Here is a 16306-nt window from a genome sequence, read left to right as displayed (position 1 = left end):
CGTTCAGGCGAATCCCGGATTCGAAGAACTCAATGATGTGCCGGTGCTGATGTAAGGGGCCGTCCTGTTATTCACTGGCCCTCTTTCGCCAGCATGGAGATCTATCGTGAACAGAATCTATCGCCTCATCTGGAACGCCGCACAGAACGCATGGTCTGTCGCCAGCGAGACCGCCCGCGCCCATGGCAAGCGGAGCACCCGCGTCTCGCGGTCAGCACGGCTGGCAAAGCCGCTGCTCGTCGGCACGCTGGCTTTGTCCGGTGTGTTCGTGGCGCCGGCGGCCTTCGCTCAATGGTCGAATGCAAGCGGTAACGCCACCGGGGCCGGCTCGATTGCCGTCGGTGGCGGCAGCGGTGCAACGGCAAATGCCAACACACCGGGATCCATCGCCATTGGCGATGACGCAACGGCAACGAGCAAGAAGAATGGCTCGCCACTCCCAACCGGCGCTACGGCAATCGGCCACGGCGCGACGGCTACTACGCAGTATGGCGGCGGCCCGGTCGCCATCGGTACCGCAGCGACAGCCGTCGTTTCGGCCGGCAACGGTGGCTCGCCTGTCGCCATCGGCACGACCTCGAACGCCAACGGCGCCGGCTCGCAGGTTGCCATTGGCGACCAGGCACGGGCCAACGGCATGGACGCCATTGCTATTGGCGGCCACGCCAATTCGGCCGGCGTGATTGCGACGGGCGATCAGTCGACCGCGATCGGTCAGTCGTCCACCGCCACTGGCACCGGGTCCGTTTCCATCGGATACAGCACGAAGTCGAGCGGAATCGGATCGATTGCGCTGGGTGGCGACGGCGTCAACGGCTCGACGGCCAGCGGCAACTCGGCGTTTGCCGTGGGTGCCGGTGCCAACGCGTCAGCGAATGATTCGATTGCGCTGAGCGAAAACTCCAAGGCGAGCGCGGCGGGTGCAGTTGCCATCGGCGCGAACTCGAACGCGATCGGTACGAACTCCGCCGCGCTGGGCTACGGGACGGTCGCACGGGGCAACCAATCGGTGGCCTTCGGCGTGAATGCCAATTCTGTCGCGGACGACAGCGTTGCAGTGGGCAGCGGCTCGACCGCAAGTCGTGCCGGCATGAATGGCGCAAAGGAACTGTTCAGCAATGCTGCCGTTACGTCGAACAAGGGTGCGGTATCCGTCGGCGGTGCGAGCAACGAGCGTCAGATCACCAACGTGGCGGGCGGTACGCAAGCAACGGATGCAGTCAACGTGCGCCAGTTGCAGGCTGTGAGCGATGGTTCGGTGAAGTACGACAAGAACCCGGACGGCAGCGTCAACTACAACAGCGTGACGATGGGCGGCGACACCTACAACTCGACGACCAAGACCGGCGGCACCAAGATCACCAATGTGGCACGCGGCGAAAACCCCAGTGATGCCGTGAACATGTCGCAGATCACCGATATCGCCGGCGATACGAGTGATACCTACATTACCAACAACGGCCGTGGCGTGAAGTACGTCCGTACCAACGACACCGGCCTGACGCCCGACGATGCCCATGCCTCGGCGCAAGGTGCCACCGCGGTTGGCTACAACGCCCAGGCATCGGCCACGAACGCCCTGGCGCTCGGTAACCAGGCACAGGCCAGCTATGCCGGCAGCGTGGCGCTTGGTGCGGGCTCCATCGCCAATGGCGCGACGCTGGGGAACCAGGCGTACATGGTGGGCGGATCGGCCACGGGCGAAGTCAATATCGGCAATCGTCGCATCACCGGTGTTTCGGCCGGCGCGATGGACACCGACGCGGTCAACGTTTCACAGCTGAAGTCGGTGGCCGACAGCGCGGTTCAGTACGACAAGAACCCGGACGGCACGGTCAACTACAACAGCGTGACGATGAATGGCGACACGTACAACACGGTCACCAAGACTGGTGGTACGCGCGTCAGGAACGTTGCCGCCGGCGTGGACGGCGGCGACGCGGTCAACGTGGATCAACTGAACCAGAGCATCACCAACGTCAACAACACGATCACCGACATTGCCGGCGATACAGGCGATACCTACATTACCAACAACGGCCGTGGCGTGAAGTACGTTCGCACCAATGACACGGGCCTGACCGAGGACGATGCTCATGCTTCGGCCCAGGGCGCAACTGCGGTGGGCTACAACGCCCAGGCTTCGGCAGCGAACGCGCTGGCGCTTGGCTACCAGTCGCAGGCGACCGCTGCCGGCAGCGTAGCGCTCGGCGCGGGCTCGATCGCCAACGGCGCGACCCTCGGCAACCAGGCGTACATGGTGGGCGGTACCGCTGCCGGTGAAGTGTCGGTCGGTTCGGCTGGCAACGAGCGCCGTGTCACCAACGTCGCCGCCGGTTCCTCCGACACGGACGCCGTGAACGTTTCGCAGCTGAAGGCAGTGAACACGCAAGTGGGCGATCTGGACAAGGGGGCTGTCAAGTACGACAAGAACCCCGATGGCTCGGTGAACTACAACAGCGTGACGATGGGTGGCGACACCTACAACTCGACGACCAAGACCGGCGGCACCACGATTTCCAATGTGGCATATGGCGTGAATGACAGCGATGCCGTCAACTTGCAGCAGTTGAAGGAAATGACCGTGTCGATCTCCGACAACACGGTCAACAAGATGGATGCGGCGACACGCTACTTCCAGGCCAATGGCTCGAATACCGATGCCGACAAGGCCGTCGCAAGCGGTGCCGGCAGTACGGCCATGGGGCCGAGCGCCAACGCCAGCGGCACCAACAGCGTTGCCATGGGCAACGGCGCCAAGGCTACCGCGGACAGCAGCGTCGCGATTGGCGCGAACTCGGTGGCGGATCGTCCGAACGCAGTCTCGGTGGGTGCGGTCGGCAACGAACGGCAGATCACCAACGTTGCTGCCGGTACAGCCCAGACCGATGCCGTGAACGTGAGCCAGTTGCAGAGTTCGAACGCGCAGACGCTGAACCTGGCCAACGGCTACACCGATTCGAAGATCGGTGGCGTGCGCAACGACGCCAACGCCGGTGCCGCATCGGCGATGGCCATGGCTGGCCTGCCGCAGGCGGTCATTCCCGGCAAGGGCCTGGTGGGCCTGGCCGGCAGCACCTACGCGGGCCAGAGCGCCATGGCGCTTGGCATGTCCGCCCTGTCCGACAGCGGCCGCTGGGTGTACAAGGCCGCCGCATCGACCAACACCCGCGGCGAATATGGCGTGACCGTCGGCGCCGGCTTCCACTGGTAAGCAACTGCCCGTCCAACAGCCGGGACGGCACGTGCAGTCCCGGCAGCAACAGATACAGGAAGGTTCATCATGAAAATCAATCTCAAACTCTTGGCCGTCGCAGTGCTTGTCTCCGGTGCGATGTTGCAAGGCTGTTCCACGACGTCGAGCCGCCCTGACAGCAGCGGCCAGTCCAGCCAGGTCGTCTTTCCGAAGGCCGAGGCGGCGTGGCCGAAGGAGGGTACGTTCCCGGAACTGGAAAACCTGCGCATGATTCGCCCGGGCATGACCAAGGACCAGCTGTTCGCCCTGCTCGGCCGTCCGCACTTCAATGAAGGTTTCGGCCACGAATGGGACTACCTCTTCAAGTTCCGTACCGGCAACGGCGACGAAGTGATGACCTGCCAGTACAAGGTACTGTTCGACAGCAAGAAGCTCACGGGCAGTGTGTACTGGCGGCCAGACGCATGCGCGAAGTTCCTGGCGGCAACGCCGTCGCCGCAGCAGGTGCCTGTATCGCAAGCGGCGCCGGTGACCGTGCAAGACCGCACGCTGCAGGGTGACGCAGTGTTCGGCTTCAACGGCTGGCGTCTAGAGGATATCAATCCCCAGGGACGCGCTGCGCTGGCCGATCTGGCAAAGCAGCTGCGTAGCATGAAGACGCTGTCCCGGGTCGAGGTCACCGCGTACACCGATCGCATCGGTTCGGATTCCGAGAACATGGCATTGTCGCAACGGCGTGCCGAGACCGTCGGGCGCTTCCTGGTTTCGCAGGGAGTGGACCCGCAAGTGGTGGTAGCTCAGGGCCGCGGCGCCGCGGACCCCGTCGTGCAGTGCGAGGACATGCCGCGCGATGCAATGGTCAAGTGCCTGGCTCCGAATCGCCGCGTGCAGGTGAGGGCCGTGGGGCAGGCGCCGGCATAAGTCGACGTGCCTCCGACATTACCGGTGTGCAAGGCGCGCCGGTGTCATCCTCGACGAATGGCCGATGTGTGAAGCATCGGCCATTTTGCTTTTCGGGGTGCCGATATCCGCATGCCGGATTGCAACGGCGCGGTATTGATCGCCGGAGACCGGCGCGCTTTGACTCTCGGATTTCTCCTAGGGTGGGACCTGCGGGCCAGCCCTATTGTTGAATCATAGGTTCGCAGCAACAGTTTCCAGATTGAGCGGGTGGCACCAGGCGTGCACCCGTTTCCCGAGAGCTGAAGCCACCCCGGACGGCGCACCTGCGCAAGCCCGGCGGGACTGCCCTTGCCGCGAATCCAGTTTCCCTGATTGATTCGAGGCTATCTGAAATGAACACCATCTATCGCATTGTCTGGAGCGCCACCGCGCGCATATGGGTTGCCGTGGCCGAGTCTGCAAAAGCCCGCGGCAAAGGCTGTGGACGCTCGTCGCTGCGCAGGGCCACCGTGATCCTGGCAGCAGCCGGTTCGCTGGCCGCGATCGGCCAGGCGCAAGCTGCGCCGATGCGGAACGAGATCCCGTTTGGTTATGAGGGCGTGGCCGTCACAGCCAGGGCACAAACCGCCACGACGTCGAAAGCGTCGGCCATCGCTGGCGACGAGGGTTGTCAGTGCACGGGTGGCCTGCCGGAGTCGATGGGGGCGGCGGCCCCGGGGGGCGATCCGGCAAGCCGGATCGGCGCTCGGCCTGGCGGCGATAACGACGCTGCCATGCCGGCCGATGAAGCGGGGAGTCGCGCCATGACAGAGACTCCCCCGCTCTGGATACTAGCCGGGCGGGAATGACTGGCTTGTTGATCCCGACGGCCCGCGGTAGTGCCAGGTCAGGGCTTCCGTACCGGAATCCATGGCAATGACGCACGCGCCGCCGGGCATTCCGGGGATTGCAAACGGCGGCGTGGTTGCGGGTGCGCCGGTGACCTGATGTCAGCGCCTTTCGGGCGCGTTCATTTCGGGGCCGGCTGCCGGGGCAGCCGCCGTCTCCCCGGGGACGGATATCAGGCTCGCCAGGTAGGAAAGCATCGCCAGCATCGAAGCGCCGGCCGCCAGAATCTGTTCCTTGTCGCCACGTTTGACAATTGCGCTGAAGCCGTCGAACAACTGGTCGATATAGGGCACCTGGAACATGGCCATGGCGCCGCCGGCACGGTGGCACCATTCACGCAGGCGCCCGACAGACGGTTCACCGTTTGCCACGAGTTCCCGGGCCAGGCCGTCCCGGTCCGCGTGGATGGACTCCCGGCACGTGGCCAGCATCGCATCGGTCCACAGGCCGCTACCCAGTCCTCCCAGCAGCGTCTCGCGGCTGACGCGACGCGGATCGAACGTCAGTGCGGCCGCCAATGGCTCGATCGGGCCCGGCGCTTCGCCATCCACCACGATACCGGTCACGCCAGGCTGCGATGCCAGTGAGCCGTCCAGCGCCTTTTGCAGGGAGGCGAGTGTCGTGGGCTTCAGCACATAGGCACTCATGCCCACATCGAAGCAACGCTGGTGTTCTTCGGCGAGCGTGGTCGCGGTAACGCCGACAATGCGCAAGCCGCGCACGCGCTCGTCGGTACTGGCGCGGATCGCGCGCGCCAGATCGAAGCCATCCATGACGGGCATGTGGCAGTCTGTCAGAACCAGATCAAATGGCTCGCGCAGCAATGCCTGCAGCGCTTCATGCCCATCCTTGCAAAGGGAGCATGGATAGCCGAGCAGGTCGAGCTGCTGGCGTATCAGTTCACGGTTGATGGGATGATCTTCCGCCACCAGTACGCGAACCTGTTTTTGCGGTGCATGCGTGACTATCGACTGCGCGATGCCATCGTTGCCGGGTATCGCAAATGCGGGGGACGCCGCGGGGTCTGCCGCGCGGATGGACTCCTTGAGTGCGCCAAGAAAGGCCGACCAGCGCAGTGGGTTCTGGCTGAGCCTCACGGTGCCGCCGACCACTGCGAAACCCAGCTGCTTTGGCGTGTTCGTGACCTGAATCGCATACTTGCACGGCACGCCGGGAGGAAGATCGCCGTCGTACAGATGGCTATACGGCGTTCCCGCGGCAGGCGGATCGTCGAGCGACACCAGGCCCGCCGCCTGCGCATAAGCGCGCAAGCAAGCGGCGGAGGGCGCATCCCGCACGGACACCATGACGAGGCGCCCTTTGAATGCGGGCAGGTCGTAGCTGGTGCAGAGGACGGGGCATATTATCCGCAGTGTGACGGTCGTTCCCTCGCCAGGTTCACTCTGCATCGTGAGTTCGCCGTTCATCAGGCTCGCCAGCCGCTTGCATATGGAAAGGCCAAGACCGGTGCCGCCGTAACTGCGGGTAGAGCTGTGATCGCTCTGTACGAACGGGCTAAACAGTCGTTGCAGGTTCTCGGGAGAGATGCCGATACCCGTGTCGGCAACTTGGATCGCGAGGTCCGCGTCTTCCCCGTGGACGGCTTCGATGTAGATGCGCAGGATCACGTTGCCATGGTCCGTAAACTTGATGGCATTCCCCAGCAAATTGAACAGGATCTGCCGAAGGCGGATCGCGTCGGCGGAAATCGTCGCGGGTACCTGCGGCGCAATGTGGATGCGAAGCTGGATGCCCTTGTTGTTGGCTTGCGGGGCGAGCAGCCCGAGCACACTGTCAGCCAGATCGCGCAGGTCCGTTGGAGTTGGCAGGATCGCCAGCTTGCCGGCTTCCATCTTCGCGTAATCGAGAACGTCGTCGAGAATCTGCGCAAGCGACTGCCCCGATTCGACGACCAGTGAGAGCAAACGCCGTTGTTCGGTGTCGAGCCTCGTCGAGTGCAGGACTTCCAGCAGGCCGAGCACGCCATTGAGCGGTGTGCGTATCTCGTGGCTCATCATGGCAAGGAAGCTTTCCTTGGCGCGCAGTGCTGCTTCTGCCGCAGTGGTCGCTTCGGCCAGGGCCTCTGCCTGCCGATGCTGCTCCGAGACGTCCGACACCACGCCTGTCCGGATCACGTAGCCGCTTTCGATTCGTGTGACGGCACGGACTCTGATCCATCGCGGGCCAAGCGCGCCGTGTATCAGGTAATCGAGCTCGACCGGCAGGTCGGAATTCACCGGCTCGCTCAGCTTGGCGCGGACCAGCGCCTGGTAGCGCGGATCGACCACGCGCTCGAGAGACAGTTTCGACTCCAGCAAGTCTCTCGGCGCGATACCGAGCGAGCTTTCCCCATTGCCCGCCGCATATGTGAATTCGAATTGTGCGGTGCTGCCCGCCGGGCGACGGCACTGATAGACAATGGCCGGAATGCTCCCGGTGATTTCCTGAAGACGGTGCTCCGCCGCGCGCCGCACTGCGGCCTCCTTGCGCAGGAGTTGCCGAGATCGCATCAGGATGCCGACCACGCAAAGCAGCCCCAGAATCAAGGGAGCCGACCGCAATAGCGCCGCTCCCAACGAGTAGCCGAACGAGTAGGTCGCCGTGATATATCGATGCTGGATAGCGAGGCGCCGTTGCTCCGGCATGGCCGCAAGGGCCCGGTTGATCAGCGGCATCAGCCGTTCGGCCAGGTCTGGCCTGATCGCCAGCGCCGTTTGTACCTGGATGGCATCCGAGCCGATGATCCTGAGCAAATCGCCGTAGTTGCGCAGCAACTCGAAGTTGGCTGCGGCAAGGTCGTCCACATAGACGTCCGCCTGGCCATTCTTTACGGCTTCCATGCCCGCGCGGATGCCGGGTAGGACGACGACATTCGCGCGCGGCAACACCTGCTGAACCAGCGACCTGATGCCTCCCCCGTCGGTGACCGCAATCCGCGCGGCTTTCAGGTCGGCAAGCCCGGCAACGGTAGGCGTTGCCTGCTTGCCGATGATGGCAATCGGAAAGACGGCATAGGGGCGGGAAGCGGGGACGGCCCCCAGGGCAGGATCGTTCGGCAGCACCACTGCAATGATGTCCAGGCTGCCATTCCGGAGCGACTCAATGGCCGTGGCGAAGCGTGAGGGGGGCTGGCGATTGAACGTGATGCCCAATGTTTCCTCGAGATAAGCCAGGTAGTCGACGGCGATGCCCGTGGGCTCTCCGCTGTCGTCAAGGTAGCTGTAAGGCGCCAGCCCCGGATCCAGGTTGACCCGCAGGGCGGGCAGGGACCGGAGGTAAGCACGTTCCTCGAGCGTCAGCAGGAACTGGCGGTCCTGCTCTTGCCGGATGCGGCCCGCGGTCATCCAGCGCGCGAATATCTCGACCCGGGTTGCTTCCGGCATGTTAGCCAGCCCGACATTCAAGCGCCTGCCGAGCATTGCGGCCGACGACGTGACGGCAAAGCTGATGCTGCTGTTGGCATCCCGGTAATGCGCGGCTTCCGACAGGCTCGCAAACTCGGCCTGGCTCAATTGATACTCGGCAACGGGCTGAAGGGTGACGTAGTAGTCGGCACTGCCGTTGGCTACGGCGCGCAGGCCTTCGGTCGTGTTGGACACACGCAGGAAGGTCGCATCCGGATATCGGTCGCGCGACGAAACGTCGAAATGCGAGCCCGCGTCCAGCGCGATCCTTGGCCGGGGATGGAGACTGCCGTCGGCCGTCAGGTCTGCGGTACGGCCGATCAGCACGGTGTCGGCGTCATAGTATGGATTCGTCGTCTGCAGGCACCCTGTGCCCGCGGCCGGCCCTTGCCTGGCGAGCATGACGTCGAACTGGCCCGCGCAGGCGGCTTCGGCCAGCGTGGGCAGGTCGGGATAGACGCGGACGTTGTAGGTGATACCGGCCCCGAGCGCGGCGCGCAATATGTCGAAGGACGCGCCGGAAAGCTGTTCATCCCGCAAGATCAGCAGTGGGGGCCACCCCTCCCTGACAACGCCGACCGTGACCGACTGCTTCGCCTCGGCAGGGGCGACGGTTCCCGCCGCACAGGTTGGCTCTATCCATGAAAGGGAGAGGACCGACACCCACAGGATCAGACATCGATACACAGCAGACGAAGTGCGCTTTGCCTTCATATCGGCCATCCGGAGTTCGCGACGCGTGCCTTGCGCAGCTAGCCCCCGGGGGTGAGTGCCCAAGATGTGCATACAGCATAGTGCCTCGCATCAGCGGGATGAAGATCGCGGTGGCCGGTTCCATCGGCCCGCATGGCTTGCGCGCCGCCCGCGGCGCGAAGGGAGTGCATCGGGAGCGCCTTGGATACTGATTATCCGGGGCAGCAAATCTCAATTTCGCTACATCGTTTTTGATCCATTGTCTTGATATTATCAACATTTATTACAATTTATATTGTAAGAAAATATCCAATAAAAACAATTGCTTATGTGATATTGCATCTGCCGGAACAATGAGATTCTCGGAATATTTAACTTTTAATAGGAATAGTCCGATTTAGTATCTGGGTCTTGATTGTTGAGGTGTGTGGGAATGATTCAAAGCCGACTTGTATTGCCAGTTGCCAGTACGAAACGCCGGTTCGTTGCTGTGGCAATAGGTATGTGTAGTGCGTTATCCGGCACCTCGTGGGGGGCGCAGAAGATATCGCCGATGCTGGTGCCGTCGGAATCCGTTGCGCAAATCCTTGTGAAGGAACCCTCGCCGCAAGGTCTGCAAGGCAGCCACCGGATGGAAAGTCCGCCATCGTCGCCGACGCAAATGCAGATTCAACGCTGGTCGGCCAGCGCGCTGATGCCAATGGCCCACGTACGCGTGATGGCAGATGGCGCGCACGTGCTCCGCTTGCCGCGGCCGCTTACGAGCCCCGAGGCACAGGACATTGCCCGCAGAATGCTGGCAAGCGGGCAGTTCGAGTCTGTCGAGCCGGACTATCGCGTCCATCCGGCAGCGTATAGCGGTGCCGACCCGCGATTTGCCGATCAATGGAACCTCGCAAGTCCGTCGAGCGTGCCGGGTGGCGCAAATCTCGCGCAGGCGTGGAAACGCTCGCCAGGCCCTGGCGCGGTAAATGTCGCAATTCTTGATACGGGGCTGACGGGACACCCTGATATCACGGCGGCAAATCTCTTGCCCGGCTACGACTTCCTGAGTGCCGCGACACTGACTTCCACGCCGGACAGCAAGACGGGCGGCTATCTTGGCGCGGGCTTTGTCAAGAATGATGGCATTGCCGGGCGCGACCCCGATCCGTCAGATCCGGGAGACTGGGTCACGGCATCCGACGCGGCGAACTACCCGCAACTCTGTGGGCTTGCCACGCCCAGCAGCTGGCATGGCACGTATGTCGCGGGGATCGTTGCCGCGGGCCAGGACAATGGGATCGGTATCGCGGGTATCAATCCAACGGCGCGCGTCATGATGGCGCGTGTGCTGGGGAGATGCGGTGGTGTTACCTCTGATGTCATCGACGCGCTTTACTGGGTTGCAGGACTGGCGGTGCCAGGAATGCCCGTCAACCCGAATCCGGCCCGCGTCGTCAATATGAGCCTTGGCGCGTATGCGCCCTGCACATCGATCATGCAGGGCGCGGTGAACGCCGCGCGTGCGGCCGGGGTTGTGGTGATTGCCGCAACGGGAAACAACGGTGCGAGTGCCATTGCGTCGCCCGCCAATTGCAGTGGCGTGATCGGCGTGACCGCGCACACTGCCGACGGCGACAATGCCGACTATGCCAACGTGGGCTCGGGGACCGCCCTGAGCGCGCCAGGTGGGGGGGCGGGAAGCCGCATCACCGGTACTCAGCGCAGCGTGCTGTCGCTCTCAAACACGGGAACGACCGTCCCCGTCGACGCCGGCTATGCCACCAGCATTGGCACCAGCGTCGCTGCGCCGCATGTCACCGGTGTCGTCAGCCTGATGCTGTCGGCGAATCCGCAGCTGACTCCGGCCGACGTGCTTCAACTGCTGCAGCAATCGGCACGCCCGTTCCCTCCGGGGACCTACTGTCAGCAGGTCAATGTGCAGTGTGGCGCCGGCATGCTCGACGCGGATGCCGCCGTGGCATTGGCGTCCGGCTTGCCCGTTGTACAGGCTGGGGCCACCGGCTTCAATGTCCTGCCGGGCACCACGGTCACGCTATCGGCCAACGGCGGGCCGGGCTACGGAAGGACCGTCCAGGCTATCGAGTGGACGCAGACGTCCGGGCCCGGGGTAAATCTGGTGCCGGTCGATGGCAGTCACATTTCGGCGACCCTGGCCGCCGAGGGCAGCTATGGATTTCGCGCGACGCTTCGCAATGACAGCGGGGTGGCTGCGTCCAGCGATCTGTCTGTGGTTTCCCGGGTAGTGGTGTCTTCATCGCCGGCTACGACGCCGGCACAGCCTGCCCCGACGGGTACGACGGCATCGGCGCCCGAACAGGGGAGTGGAGGCGGCGGCGCACTTTCCCCGCTGTTTGCAGCGGCGCTGATCGCTCTGGGGTTCCTGTGCTTTGCATCACCGAAGCCGCGCAGATCCCTTTAACTCATTGTTTCTTATGAAGAATCTGCGTCGGAACGCGTCCTTCGCGCGAGACTGTATTGAGCAATGGGCGGGGCCACGTGGATCCCCGTCACATTGACCAAGGGAAAACCCCCATCAAGCCGCTGTCTTGAAATGGCCATACCCCGTCCCTATAATTAGCACTCGCTGGGGGTGAGTGCTAACAGCCCCCTGCGGTACCCGAAATTCCGCGGCCGCCGAGTTCATATCGCGGCCTGCTTGTGAATCAAAACTCACTTTTGTATCTAGGAGTCCGTATGAATCTGCGTCCTTTGCACGACCGTGTGATCGTGAAGCGTCTGGACAATGAAACCAAGACCGCGTCCGGTATCGTGATTCCCGACAACGCCGCCGAGAAGCCGGATCAAGGCGAAGTGCTGGCCGTCGGCCCGGGCAAGAAGGATGACAAGGGCAACAACATTGTCCTCGACGTCAAGGTGGGTGACCGTGTGCTGTTCGGCAAGTATGCCGGCCAGGGCGTGAAGGTCGATGGCCAGGAACTGCTGGTCATGCGCGAAGAAGACATCATGGCCGTGGTGAACAAGTAATCACTTGTTGACGACTAGCACCGTACCGAATTAGGAGAATCAGAACATGGCAGCAAAAGACGTAGTGTTTGGCGACGCCGCCCGTGCCAAGATGGTCGAAGGCGTGAACATTCTCGCCAACGCAGTGAAGGTTACCCTGGGTCCGAAGGGCCGCAACGTGGTGCTGGAGCGCAGCTTCGGCGGCCCGACCGTGACCAAGGACGGCGTGTCCGTGGCCAAGGAAATCGAGCTGAAGGACAAGCTGCAGAACATGGGCGCCCAGATGGTCAAGGAAGTGGCTTCCAAGACCAGCGACAACGCCGGTGACGGTACCACCACCGCTACCGTTCTGGCCCAGTCGATCGTGCGCGAAGGCATGAAGTTCGTCGCCGCCGGCATGAACCCGATGGACCTGAAGCGCGGTATCGACAAGGCTGTCGCCGCCGCCGTGGAAGAGCTGAAGAAGGTCAGCAAGCCGACCACCACCAGCAAGGAAATCGCCCAGGTTGGCGCGATCTCGGCCAACAGCGACACCTCGATCGGTGAGCGCATCGCCGAAGCCATGGACAAGGTCGGCAAGGAAGGCGTGATCACCGTCGAAGACGGCAAGTCGCTGGCCGACGAGCTGGAAGTCGTGGAAGGCATGCAGTTCGACCGCGGCTACCTGTCGCCGTACTTCATCAACAACCCGGAAAAGCAAGTTGTCCAGCTGGACAGCCCGTTCGTGCTGCTGTTCGACAAGAAGGTTTCGAACATCCGCGACCTGCTGCCGGTGCTGGAGCAAGTGGCCAAGGCTGGCCGCCCGCTGCTGATCATCGCTGAAGACGTCGAAGGCGAAGCCCTGGCGACCCTGGTGGTGAACAACATCCGTGGCATCCTGAAGACCGCCGCCGTCAAGGCTCCGGGCTTCGGCGACCGCCGCAAGGCCATGCTGGAAGACATCGCCATCCTGACCGGCGGCACCGTCATCGCTGAAGAAATCGGCCTGACGCTGGAAAAGGCGACCCTGAACGACCTGGGTCAAGCCAAGCGCATCGAGATCGGCAAGGAAAACACCATCATCATCGATGGCGCCGGCGACGCAGGTGCGATCGAAGGCCGCGTGAAGCAAATCCGCGCCCAGATCGAAGAAGCGACCTCGGACTACGACCGTGAAAAGCTGCAAGAGCGCGTGGCCAAGCTGGCCGGCGGTGTTGCCGTGATCAAGGTTGGCGCTGCCACCGAAGTCGAAATGAAGGAAAAGAAGGCCCGCGTGGAAGACGCCCTGCACGCCACCCGCGCTGCGGTGGAAGAAGGCATCGTCCCCGGCGGCGGTGTGGCCCTGCTGCGTGCCCGCGCTGCGATCTCGGCACTGACCGGTGAGAACCCGGACCAGAACGCCGGTATCAAGATCGTGCTGCGCGCCATGGAAGAGCCGCTGCGCCAGATCGTGCTGAACGCTGGTGAAGAAGCTTCGGTCGTCGTTGCCAAGGTCATCGAAGGCAAGGGCAACTACGGCTACAACGCGGCTTCGGGCGAGTACGGCGACCTGGTGGAAATGGGCGTGCTGGACCCGACCAAGGTTACCCGCACTGCACTGCAGAACGCCGCTTCGGTGGCTTCGCTGATGCTGACCACGGACTGCGCAGTTGCCGAAACGCCGAAGGAAGAGTCGGCTCCGGCAATGCCGGGCGGCATGGGCGGCATGGGCGGCATGGAAGGCATGATGTAAATCACGCCGACTGACTGCCTTAACAGGCAGGCTGTCTGAAAAAACCCCCGCAGGTGCAAGCCTGCGGGGGTTTTGCTTTTGGAGCCCGTGTCGATGTACGCGGCCGTGGCTCAGACCTCCACGACGTAGCACCAGTCGAACCGGCCGTTCTCCAGTTCGCCCGTGCGCCGGCTCACGTAGCCGCGCGGATTGCAGACGACGCGCGAGTTGTCGATGAAGTAATCGAAGCTGGTGTGCGTATGGCCGTGGATCCACAGGTCCGCCTGCGCCACCAGGTCGGGCCGCCGGGACAGGAATCCGCCCGACACCAGGTCGTGTGAATAGCGCGGATCGAGGCTGCCCAGGTCGGGTCCGTGGTGCGTGACGACGACGGTCTTGCCGTCAAACGGTTGCGCGAGCTGCGCGGCCAGCCATGCGGACGCAGCCTCGTGCCGTTCCAGCGCATCCTGCGGCAGGAACTGTCGCCAGCGGCCGTCCTCGCCCGCGAGCTGGATCAGCTTGTGGTCGAACATCACCTTGGCGCAAGCCTCCATCGAGGCCTCGCGCCGGTCGGTGCCGAAAAGCGTGTAGTCGGTCCACCACGTCGTGCCGATCACGCGTACCCGCTTGCGCGGATCGACGCCAAATTCCGCCACGCCGCCGTTGAGGACCTGCACATGTGCGTGCTCGGCGTTGGCCTCGGCCATCAGCCGGTCCACGGTCTCGAAGTTACTTTCGTAATACTCGTGATTGCCCGGCACATAAATCACCGGCACGTCGAAGGTGCGCGCGGCCCAATCGATGCCAGTTCGCCCGTTGGCGATGTCGCCGGCCAGCACCACGAGGTCGGCGCCGCAGTCCGGAACCTCCTGGGGCAGGTTGTGCTCGATATGCAGATCGCTGAGGATGCGGATTTTCATGCGGTCTCCCGATGGCCCGTTCGGGGGCTGTTCCGCATGGATTCTTGGGAAAAAAGGCAGCCCGGTCAAGGCCGGGCTGAAAAGGGGAACCCTTGCGGTGCTCAAGGGCACCGTGGGTTCGGTTGGCGCCTGGTGGCGCTTACTTGGAAATGCGGAGGATTTCGGAGGCTAGTTTGGAGAAGCAGGGCTTGAGGTCGTTGATGGTCTTGGCGTAGCAGTAGATGCCGCTGGGCTGGTTCGGGTTGTACATCTTTCCTGAGTCAGCCGTATTCGCCATGCTCTTCAGCAGGCCTTCATCGAAGCCGCCGTTACCGTCGAGCCCGAGCGTGAAGATATAGGTTCCTTTGCTGCGCAGATAGGAAGCCATCTCCAGCGGCACATTGATCGCGGCGTTCGCGACATTGGTGTTGTTGAAGGTCGATCCCACGGTGTAGCCGGACCCGATGGATTCGCTGCCAACGATCTTGAAGGTCTGGGTGGAATCCGTTGCCGAGTGCAGGTCGTAGTTCTGCGGCATCTTGGTCGGCGTGGTCGAGTTGGCCGTAACGCTGGTGGTAACGGTCGTGGTGACAGCGTCCTTGCCGCTGCCAACGGTCGATGAGGTGGAGCTATTTGTGGTGTCATTCGTCATGCCAATGCTTGCACAAGCGCCCGGCATCTTGGTGGCCTGCTGATCAGGCATGTAGAAGCCATTCATTCCGCCTGTGGCCGTCACCCCGCCATCGCAGGACGTGATGTTCTTGACGGCAGGGTTGGTGCTTGTGGAGTCGCACTTTTTTCCGTTCTTGCCGGTACATACTTCCGTCGTCACTGTGGTACTTGTGCTGCCGGTCAGCGGATATGAGGCAGCCAGCGTATTCGGCTTCCCGTCGGAGAAGAAGACGATCACGCGTAGGCTCGACCGGTTCACCGGAAGTATGCTGTCGAGTTGCTGCCGCGCCTGGTACAGCCCTTCGGCATAGTTGGTATTGCCGCCATTGCTGAGGCTGGTGATCTTGGCTTGCATGGTCGGCCGGTCGAATCCTCGCTGTACCTTGTTGATCGCGATGTCGGAGACCGCACCGGCCGAGAAATGCACCAGCCCGACACGGTCGGTGCTGGGACTGAACTGGTCCAGGAACGTGTTGGCGTTGGAGCGAACCGTGCTCCAGACGGGCCCCATCGAACCCGACGAATCGATGACGAAAATCAGGTCGAGGTCCCTGCGGATGGTCTGCGAGTTGGCGGCAACTGCCACCTTGTCGAAGCCAAGCACTTTCATCAGGTTCAGCGGCTTGTCGGCCGAGGCGGATACGCCAATCGTCACCGCGCCGGCGGTGGGCGTATTGAAATCGACCGTTGTCACGCCCAGCTTGGGCGTCGACATCAGGTATCCGGACGGGAAGTTGGCGGCGAAGAAGTCCTGCGCAGCCTGGCGCGCGCTGGCGGTCTGCTCGGCCTGGTTGGTGCCGTTGGTGACGGCCCGCGCTGCGGCGACGGCAGCGGAGTCGACGGCCGCATTGAGCTTTGCCTTGACGATATACGCCATGCCGCCGTCGATGGCGAGTCCGACGATGCCGACGAGGCCTATCATCAGTGTGCCAACGATGATGGTGATCTGGCCCCGGTCTCTGCGATGGAGTGGCTTGCGCTTCATGGCGAT

Annotated in this window: 9 protein-coding genes; 6 read left to right on the top strand and 3 right to left on the bottom strand. The window is 63.1% G+C overall.

Annotation, left to right across the window (positions count from 1 at the left end; translation table 11 throughout):
* The first annotated feature begins 106 nt into the window (after positions 1-106).
* The 3 genes from KHO41_RS26755 (at position 107) to KHO41_RS26745 (ending at position 4947) form a co-directional block, all read left to right on the top strand.
* Entirely contained in the window at positions 107-3214 is a 3108-nt protein-coding gene (locus KHO41_RS26755) for an ESPR-type extended signal peptide-containing protein (RefSeq protein WP_211956265.1), read from the top strand.
* A 69-nt stretch (positions 3215-3283) separates the two neighbouring features.
* Positions 3284-4117 (top strand): OmpA family protein, encoded by an 834-nt coding sequence (locus KHO41_RS26750; RefSeq protein WP_211956264.1) that lies wholly within the window; start codon positions 3284-3286, stop codon positions 4115-4117.
* 374 nt (positions 4118-4491) lie between these two features.
* Positions 4492-4947, top strand: a complete 456-nt coding sequence (locus tag KHO41_RS26745) for an ESPR domain-containing protein (RefSeq protein WP_211956263.1) — start codon at positions 4492-4494, stop codon at positions 4945-4947.
* A gap of 141 nt (positions 4948-5088) precedes the next feature.
* On the opposite strand, the gene KHO41_RS26740 is transcribed toward KHO41_RS26745, so the two are convergent.
* Positions 5089-9105 (bottom strand): ATP-binding protein, encoded by a 4017-nt coding sequence (locus KHO41_RS26740; protein WP_211956262.1) that lies wholly within the window; start codon positions 9103-9105, stop codon positions 5089-5091.
* A 640-nt stretch (positions 9106-9745) separates the two neighbouring features.
* On the opposite strand from KHO41_RS26740, the gene KHO41_RS26735 reads away from it, so the two are divergent.
* The 3 genes from KHO41_RS26735 to groL all read left to right on the top strand — a co-directional run bounded on the left by KHO41_RS26735 (position 9746) and on the right by groL (position 13765).
* Positions 9746-11509, top strand: a complete 1764-nt coding sequence (locus KHO41_RS26735) for a S8 family peptidase (RefSeq protein WP_211956261.1) — start codon at positions 9746-9748, stop codon at positions 11507-11509.
* A 275-nt stretch (positions 11510-11784) separates the two neighbouring features.
* Positions 11785-12075 carry a co-chaperone GroES gene (gene groES, locus KHO41_RS26730; RefSeq protein ID WP_130390881.1) on the top strand — a complete coding sequence of 97 codons (291 nt, stop codon included), beginning with the start codon at positions 11785-11787 and terminating at the stop codon, positions 12073-12075.
* A 46-nt stretch (positions 12076-12121) separates the two neighbouring features.
* Positions 12122-13765 carry a chaperonin GroEL gene (groL, locus tag KHO41_RS26725; protein ID WP_211956260.1) on the top strand — a complete coding sequence of 548 codons (1644 nt, stop codon included), beginning with the start codon at positions 12122-12124 and terminating at the stop codon, positions 13763-13765.
* Between the two features lie 110 nt (positions 13766-13875).
* On the opposite strand, the gene KHO41_RS26720 is transcribed toward groL, so the two are convergent.
* Positions 13876-14664 (bottom strand): metallophosphoesterase, encoded by a 789-nt coding sequence (locus KHO41_RS26720; protein ID WP_211956259.1) that lies wholly within the window; start codon positions 14662-14664, stop codon positions 13876-13878.
* 139 nt (positions 14665-14803) lie between these two features.
* Positions 14804-16300, bottom strand: coding sequence for a vWA domain-containing protein (locus tag KHO41_RS26715; protein ID WP_211956258.1), 1497 nt, complete (start codon positions 16298-16300; stop codon positions 14804-14806).
* Between the last annotated feature and the right edge of the window lie 6 nt (positions 16301-16306).

It is taken from the genome of Cupriavidus numazuensis, from assembly GCF_905397435.1.
In the GTDB taxonomy this organism is placed as follows: Bacteria; Pseudomonadota; Gammaproteobacteria; order Burkholderiales; family Burkholderiaceae; genus Cupriavidus; species Cupriavidus numazuensis.
This window is presented reverse-complemented; position numbering and strand designations above follow the sequence as displayed.

Bases quoted from the DNA above. Each gene is read 5' to 3' on its own strand.
- KHO41_RS26750 (WP_211956264.1), top strand. From the start codon at position 3,284: ATGAAAATCAATCTCAAACTCTTGGCCGTCGCAGTGCTTGTCTCCGGT.
- KHO41_RS26745 (WP_211956263.1), top strand. From the start codon at position 4,492: ATGAACACCATCTATCGCATTGTCTGGAGCGCCACCGCGCGCATATGG.
- KHO41_RS26740 (WP_211956262.1), bottom strand. From the start codon at position 9,105: ATGAAGGCAAAGCGCACTTCGTCTGCTGTGTATCGATGTCTGATCCTG.
- KHO41_RS26735 (WP_211956261.1), top strand. From the start codon at position 9,746: ATGCAGATTCAACGCTGGTCGGCCAGCGCGCTGATGCCAATGGCCCAC.
- groES (WP_130390881.1), top strand. From the start codon at position 11,785: ATGAATCTGCGTCCTTTGCACGACCGTGTGATCGTGAAGCGTCTGGAC.
- groL (WP_211956260.1), top strand. From the start codon at position 12,122: ATGGCAGCAAAAGACGTAGTGTTTGGCGACGCCGCCCGTGCCAAGATG.
- KHO41_RS26720 (WP_211956259.1), bottom strand. From the start codon at position 14,664: ATGAAAATCCGCATCCTCAGCGATCTGCATATCGAGCACAACCTGCCC.
- KHO41_RS26715 (WP_211956258.1), bottom strand. From the start codon at position 16,300: ATGAAGCGCAAGCCACTCCATCGCAGAGACCGGGGCCAGATCACCATC.